This is a genomic window from Paenibacillus ginsengarvi, from assembly GCF_003626695.1.
GTDB lineage: Bacteria > Bacillota > Bacilli > Paenibacillales > NBRC-103111 > Paenibacillus_AB > Paenibacillus_AB ginsengarvi.
The window spans coordinates 207,894-214,279 of sequence record NZ_RBAH01000014.1; the positions used below are offsets into that span (position 1 = coordinate 207,894).

The 6,386-nt window shown below is 54.3% G+C and carries 8 protein-coding genes; 4 read left to right on the forward strand and 4 right to left on the reverse strand.

Going from position 1 to position 6,386, the window contains the following annotated elements; genetic code table 11:
• Nucleotides 1-26: 26 nt before the first annotated feature.
• Nucleotides 27-458, reverse strand: a complete 432-nt coding sequence (locus D7M11_RS19865; RefSeq protein ID WP_147433466.1) for a hypothetical protein — start codon at nt 456-458, stop codon at nt 27-29.
• 207 nt (nt 459-665) lie between these two features.
• Here D7M11_RS19865 and D7M11_RS19870 point away from each other — a divergent pair, with 207 nt between their 5' ends.
• The 3 genes from D7M11_RS19870 (at nt 666) to D7M11_RS19875 (ending at nt 2,696) form a co-directional block, all read left to right on the forward strand.
• A complete protein-coding gene (locus tag D7M11_RS19870; protein WP_120748989.1) occupies nt 666-1,847 on the forward strand; it encodes an MFS transporter in 1,182 nt (393 codons plus the stop codon).
• A 145-nt stretch (nt 1,848-1,992) separates the two neighbouring features.
• Nucleotides 1,993-2,106, forward strand: coding sequence for a YjcZ family sporulation protein (locus D7M11_RS37470; RefSeq protein ID WP_240041217.1), 114 nt, complete (start codon nt 1,993-1,995; stop codon nt 2,104-2,106).
• 239 nt (nt 2,107-2,345) lie between these two features.
• Nucleotides 2,346-2,696 carry a ribonuclease M5 gene (locus tag D7M11_RS19875; protein WP_120748990.1) on the forward strand — a complete coding sequence of 117 codons (351 nt, stop codon included), beginning with the start codon at nt 2,346-2,348 and terminating at the stop codon, nt 2,694-2,696.
• A gap of 58 nt (nt 2,697-2,754) precedes the next feature.
• Here D7M11_RS19875 and D7M11_RS19880 read toward each other — a convergent pair whose 3' ends face one another.
• From D7M11_RS19880 to cyoE, 3 genes are all read right to left on the reverse strand, one after another.
• Nucleotides 2,755-3,678, reverse strand: coding sequence for an AEC family transporter (locus D7M11_RS19880; RefSeq protein WP_120748991.1), 924 nt, complete (start codon nt 3,676-3,678; stop codon nt 2,755-2,757).
• 20 nt (nt 3,679-3,698) lie between these two features.
• Nucleotides 3,699-4,313: an SCO family protein gene (locus D7M11_RS19885; RefSeq protein WP_120748992.1), complete on the reverse strand. Its 615-nt coding sequence runs from the start codon at nt 4,311-4,313 to the stop codon at nt 3,699-3,701.
• Nucleotides 4,314-4,435: 122 nt separating this feature from the next.
• Nucleotides 4,436-5,377, reverse strand: coding sequence for a heme o synthase (gene cyoE, locus D7M11_RS19890; protein WP_120748993.1), 942 nt, complete (start codon nt 5,375-5,377; stop codon nt 4,436-4,438).
• Between the two features lie 224 nt (nt 5,378-5,601).
• On the opposite strand from cyoE, the gene gerQ reads away from it, so the two are divergent.
• Complete coding sequence (gene gerQ, locus D7M11_RS37930; protein ID WP_338042504.1) at nt 5,602-6,174, forward strand: spore coat protein GerQ; 573 nt, start codon at nt 5,602-5,604, stop codon at nt 6,172-6,174.
• Nucleotides 6,175-6,386: the final 212 nt, after the last annotated feature.

Consider the following 6,386-nt stretch of genomic DNA (forward strand, 5'->3'; position numbering starts at 1 on the left):
TCCAGCTTGAACCGGATCGGGCTTGCTTAACCGTTCTTTTGCGCCGTTTCCACCGCTTTTTTGAGCACATCGTCCAGCGTGAACTCGGCGGATACGCCGGCTATCGTAATTTTCACCTTATCGGACCCGGTTTTGCCGTCCAGACGAATGCCGCTCGCCGTCACCGTGTACGTGCCGTCTCCGTTATCTTTGTACTTCGCGTCCTTGCCGGCCAGACCCTGCACGGCCTTCTCCTTCAGGTCGTTTACCGCTTCCTTCGCCGTCGCGGCGACGTTCTCGCCGATATCCTTGAGCTGCTCGGTATACGTCGAGCCATAGTAGATCAGTCCCGCTACGATCGCGAGGACGAGCACCCATTTGACCACCGTTTTGACGATTTTGATCACAACGAACAGGACAACGAGCGCGATGAGAACGACAAGCCAGCGGTCCTGCAAAAATGTGAGAAGCTGATCCATGAACTTCATCCCTTTCCATTCTCTTTAACAGGGGAAAAAATCCCGCTATTCGTGCACTTCGCCTATAGCGAATTCTTGTTGCAGGAGCGGAGGCGCGTTTTCTATTATCATACCATCCATTCGAGAGAAAACAAACGCAATACCGAGGCATATCCGGCCGGACAGCCACGTACAAGTAGGGTGAGGCTAATGAAAAGGGGGCATTCGATGAAAACGGCCATCTGGCTTTATTTGTTCATGTTCGTTGCATTTTTCGATTTGCACGCCCAATACCCGATCCTGACACCGTTCGCGATCTCGCTCGGAGCCGCCCCGACGTTTATCGGGTGGATGATGGGCATGTATTCGCTGACGCATCTGCCCGGCAATTTGCTGGCCGGCCATTGGGTCGACCGTTACGGCAGCAAGCCGTTCATCTGCTTAAGCATGCTGCTGGCCGGCGTCCTGCTGTTGTACCAATCGAAGGTGACCGATCCTTGGCAGCTGCTGACGATACGCTCGATTAGCGGTTTCGTGCTCGCTTTCTTGTCTCCCGCCTGTCTGGCTATGCTGGCCAAGCTCGGCACAAACAGCGTTCAGCAGGGCAAGCTCATGGCCGGCAACGGCTTCGTGCATACGCTCGCTTCCGTCATATCTCCGGCCGCAGGCGCCCTGCTCGTAGCCAAAATCGGCTTCACGACGACGTTTAGCCTGCTCGGCTGGGCACTCATCGTCATCGGAGCGAGCGCCTTTTTCTTTATACACGACACGAAAGCGGTCAGTGGCAGCACCGCTCTGGTCGTAGCGGGTCACGGTCACGGGACCAGGCCTGCGCCCAATCGGCATGGCGTCTCCGATACCGGGGGGATTCCCTGGCTGTTTTACGGTGTGCCTCTGGGGCTCGCCTGCTCGCAGGGCATTTTATTTTTCGAGCTGCCGCTGATGAAATCGTCGCAGCAATCGCTGCTCACATCCGGCCTGCTGTTTTCGATGGTCAGCCTCGGTGCCCTTTGCACGCTCAGCCTATTGTTTCTGCACAAATATTCGCCCCTCGGACGGACCGTCGTCGGCGGTTTCACTTTGGCGCTGGCGTTTTTCGGACTGTCGGTTCATTGGCCGCTGCCGCTTCTCTTCACCCTGCTGCTGATCGGCATGGCGAAAGGCGTCATCTTCCCGGCGATGGCGACGCTGCTCGCAAGCGTATCGAGCGCAAGCCGATACGGCCGCGTTTTTTCTTTTCTGGCCATCTCCTCGTCGCTCGGTGCGTTTATCGGACCGGTACTGGCCGGACAGCTGCGGCACAGCCTGTCCCCTTATTTTATCGCATTTTTCATCATGATGCTCGCTTTGACGCTGCTTGTTCCGGGGAAATTCCGGACGAATCCGGATGCTCCTCCGGTCGCCGAGTAACCGCTGCCGGCCCCTCCGAAGCCAATGGATAGACCCATACCCATTTTCCCCCGCTCCGGGCAGGTGCACAGACATTTTGCCCTGTTCGGCAATAGGATGGTATTGTCTCTTAGACAAAAACCTGTACCGAGGGAGTGAATAATAAATGTCTGGTGGAATCGGTGGAATCGGTGGAATTGGTGGACTTTGGACGTCGACGGCCATTATTCTCGTATTGTATATTCTGCTCGTAATCGTTCTGCAGTCCTGCTGGTTATAAGCTTCCCCCCGCGACCTCAGTACTCACGAGTAGAAACGGCGCCCCGCCCGCGCGGCGGGGTTTCGCAGCACCAAAAACTCATTGCGAAGGCTCCGCTCGCTTATGCGACGGGCCTTTTTTCCGCTTTCCGACATTTCCCGGGAAATCCGCACAAAACGGTACTTGTTTGTCGGATCGGCAGACCGCTATACTGATGGAAACGACCATCCGAACCGGAGAAGTCAACCGGAGGTGCTGACATGCCAATCGCCATTATCGTCGAAGGTAAAAATGACAAAAGCAGGCTTCGCCGACTGCTAACCGACGAAATCTTGATTTTGTGCACATACGGGACGCTGAACACGGACAAGCTCGAGCAACTGAAGAAAAAGATCGGAGACCGGGACGTTTATTTATTCACCGACAACGATCCGTCCGGCAAGCGGATTCGCGGCATACTGCGCGACGCCTTCCCGGACGCCGAGCAAATTTATACGAGAAGAGGTTATGCCGGAGTCGAAGGAACGCCTGATGAATATATCGTGCAGCAGCTCGAGAAGGCCGGTCTCGACAGCTACATTCATTATCCCGAGCCAAATCCGTTCGAGTAAATAACGTCTATCTAAAAAGCCCGTCGTCCGTAAGTGCGGACAGCGGGCTTTCCCTTGTTCAAGGAACAAACTGTATCAAATAGATGACGAAGGTGACTGTGAAAATGCTGAATACGGTGGACGAAAACACCGCCTGCGAGGAAAATTCCGGCTCGTTGTCGAATTCGACGGCCAGCAGGACGCTGCTGAGCGAGGTCGGCACCGCGCACGACAATATAAGCGCTTTCGCCATATCGCCGTGGAATCCGAACGCCAACACGATCAGAAAACCGAGCAAAGGACCGACGCACAGGCGCAGCACGTTCGAGATGGCAACGTCATGCAGCTTGAGCTGCCACTTCATGCTTCCGAGCTGAACACCCAGCGTCGTAAGCGCGGTAGCGATGAAGCCTTTGGCAATATAGTCGATCGAAATGTAGACCGGGTGCGGAACCGGGATATGGAAACCGCGCATTAGCAGCGCAATCGGGATTACGTAGATGACCGGCATCGACAAAATCGTCTTAAGCGTGTCCTTCAGCTTCTGCCTATGCGCGTTGACGGAGTACACGCCGTATGTATTCGGAATCAGGCTCTGCATCATCATGATAATAATCTGAATCGACAGCGTAAACGGATCGCCGACGAACACGAGCTGATTGAGCGGAATCGCGTAGTTGGCGCTGTTGTAAAAGATGACGCTGTTGCGCATCGCGCTGCGCATGCCGGCTTTATACCCGCGCAGCCGAATGACGATTTCGACGGCTCCGAACAAAGCGAAAAAGAAGACGAAGAAAAACAGCAGTACCTGCGACATGATCTTCAGCGACAGCTGCGACTCGTAAAGCATCTGGAACATGATCGCCGGTGAGAACATATAAAAGTTCAGCTTGGACAGCGTTTTAATATCCAGCTTGAAAGCACGCTGGAGCACAACGCCGAGCGCGATGAGCAGGCTCAGTGGCACGACGTTGTTCAGAAGGATATATACGAAGTATGACACAGGCGCTACCCTCTTCCAGCTTATTGCGTCTTGGCCAAAGTTTTCACGGCGTCCGCCACGGTCCGATAGCTGAGGTTGCCGTCGGAGGCGATGAAATATTTGCGAATGTTGCCGGAACGGTCCACCAGGGCGACAGAATTCGTATGCCCGAAGTTGCCGTTATTGTCCTGGAGCACGGAAACCGCATATTTCCTCGCCAGATCGATGACCGCCTTCTGCTCCCCGCGCATAAACTTCCAGCCGTTCGGATCGGCGTTAAACCGGGCCGAATACTTCTTGAGCTGCTCCACCGTATCCCGGGTGGGATCGAAGCTGATCGAATACATGACCGCGTCGGTTCCGAGCAAGCCTGCTTTCTGTAGCTCCTCCTGCACTTTGGACAGCTCGTACGTCGTCGGCTGGCACACATCCGGACACGACGACCAGAAGAAATATACGAGCCGGACCTTGCCGGCATCGTCCGTTAGCCCGCCCGTTTTGCCATCGAGCTGTTCCAGCTTAAAGTCCGCCGCCTGTCCCAAAACCGGATAGTTTTCCGTCCCTCCACGCGTCTTGTAAATCCAGCCCGCGACAGCGGCCGCAATCAGAACTACAATCAGTACTTTGAACCAATGCTTCTGCAAAAACACGCTCATTGTCCGCTTCCCCCATACCTGATGATGACCGGAAGGGCTCCCTTGCTCCAAAAGCCCCGGTTTTCAGAAAAAAGAACAAGCCGCGAAGCTTGTTCCGCAATAAGACGGGTTTACCCCGCCCTCTAACCACGAATTGTATCGATAATCATGACGATAAACAACAGCGGCAAATAGTTGATCGAAAATACAAACATCCGTTTTGCCCAGTTATCGTCATCTTTCGTCTTGAATCCGGCGAGGCCGATAAACGTCCAGGCAAGACCAAGCGCGATGGCCGCGAACAAATAAATTTCGCCTACATAGCCATAGGCGTAGAGCAGCAGCGAAACAGGCACGAGCATAACAAGAAAACGGAGCATATGCATCTTCGTCAGCTCGTTGCCGTGCACGACCGGAAGCAGCGGGAAGCCGGCAGCGCGGTATTCTTCCTTGCGGCGAATGCCGAGCGCCCAGAAATGCGGCGGCTGCCAAAAAAACAAAATGCCGAACAAGATCCAGGCACCCATATCCAGATGGCCGGTAACGGCACAGTAGCCGATCACCGGAGGCATTGCCCCGGAAATAGCGCCGATCGTCGTGCTGAGCGTCGAAGTCCGTTTCAGCCAAGCGGTATAAACGAGCACGTAAACCAGCAGGCCTACAACGCCAAGCAGACCGCTGAGCGGATTAACGAGCAGGCTGAGCACGCTTAGTCCTGCAGCGCCGAGGATGATTCCGTACCAGAACACGATTTTCGGCGAAACGACGCCGGTAGGCAGCGCGCGTTTGCGCGTGCGGGTCATTTTCGTATCGAGATCGCGGTCCAAATAGTTGTTCAGCACGCATCCCGATGCCATAACGAGCAAGGTGCCGAGCATGGCGTACAACATGAGCGGAAGATTAAACGACTCGCCCGAATTTCCCCATGCAACCCAATAACCGCCGAAGGCGGTAATGATGTTGGAGAACAAAATGCCCGGCTTAGCGAGCTGAATAAAATCTCTTGCATTCGGTTTTCTTATGACGGCGGGCGCTTCCTGCGCTTCGGCAGCCGCGACCGCATCGATGCTTAACTGTTTGTCCATTGCGGTAAACCTCCTGAACCTTCCTTGACCCTGACTTTATCATAGTGGTTTTGTCCACCACTAATCATAGCAACCCGAATCGTTTTTTACAATAAACGGTTTCCAAATTCATAATTTTGTCGATAATGCTGTCACGTTTCCGTCATAAGCCCAATACACTGTAATGTAGGTTTTTGCCTATTGCCCCTGGCAGAAGCGGGCAACCCCCTTGAAGGAGGTTTACTATGAGTACGATGAATCCGAATAATTTTAAACCGACAGCCGCCGCGCCCCAGTACTATTATTATCCAATGGCGACGCAACCATCCGGAGCGGTTCCGGGTACGCAAACGGCGGCCGCAGCCGGTGCGCCTATGCCGATATCGGCAGGGATGCCGAGCGGGATGCCAAGCGGGATGCCCGGCGCCATGCCAGGAATGCCCAGTATGCCCAGTATGCCAAGTATGCAAAGTATGCCAAGTATGCAAAGTATGCAAAGTATGCCTGGCATGTCCGCTATGCCGGGAGCATTTCCCCCCGCCGGGGCTCCAACGCCACCCGGCATGCTGCCGATCGAGCAGTCGTTTATCGAAAACATACTTCGCCTGAACCTGGGCAAAATGGCTACCCTATACATGACGTATGAAAACAACAGCGAGTGGAATGCAAAAATATTCCGCGGCGTTCTGGAGGCGGCCGGACGCGACCATATCATTATAAGCGATCCGAAAACCGGCATGCGCTATTTGCTGCTGATGGTCAATCTCGACTACGTAACCTTCGACGAGCCTCTCAACTACTCATACCCGTTCCGCTGACGATCGGCTTCCCTCACCGCGCCCTTACTAATGCGGGCGGAAATGCCCCTTCGGCAACATGCGCGAAAAACCCCCGACCCCACAGGGGGCTGTTGACAAACAGAACGTTCAAAGGTTTTTGGAGAGCTGCGTAGAATTTAAATTCTATGCAGTTTTTCTTTTGGAGGGATTCCACTATGATGGGGGTTAACGGAGATAAGCAACACCAGTTC

Excerpts from the sequence above, each read along its gene's own strand:
- D7M11_RS19865 (WP_147433466.1), bottom strand. The coding sequence starts at position 458 with ATGGATCAGCTTCTCACATTTTTGCAGGACCGCTGGCTTGTCGTTCTC.
- D7M11_RS19885 (WP_120748992.1), bottom strand. The coding sequence starts at position 4,313 with ATGAGCGTGTTTTTGCAGAAGCATTGGTTCAAAGTACTGATTGTAGTT.
- gerQ (WP_338042504.1), top strand. The coding sequence starts at position 5,602 with ATGAGTACGATGAATCCGAATAATTTTAAACCGACAGCCGCCGCGCCC.
- D7M11_RS19875 (WP_120748990.1), top strand. The coding sequence starts at position 2,346 with ATGCCAATCGCCATTATCGTCGAAGGTAAAAATGACAAAAGCAGGCTT.
- D7M11_RS37470 (WP_240041217.1), top strand. The coding sequence starts at position 1,993 with ATGTCTGGTGGAATCGGTGGAATCGGTGGAATTGGTGGACTTTGGACG.
- D7M11_RS19870 (WP_120748989.1), top strand. The coding sequence starts at position 666 with ATGAAAACGGCCATCTGGCTTTATTTGTTCATGTTCGTTGCATTTTTC.
- cyoE (WP_120748993.1), bottom strand. The coding sequence starts at position 5,377 with ATGGACAAACAGTTAAGCATCGATGCGGTCGCGGCTGCCGAAGCGCAG.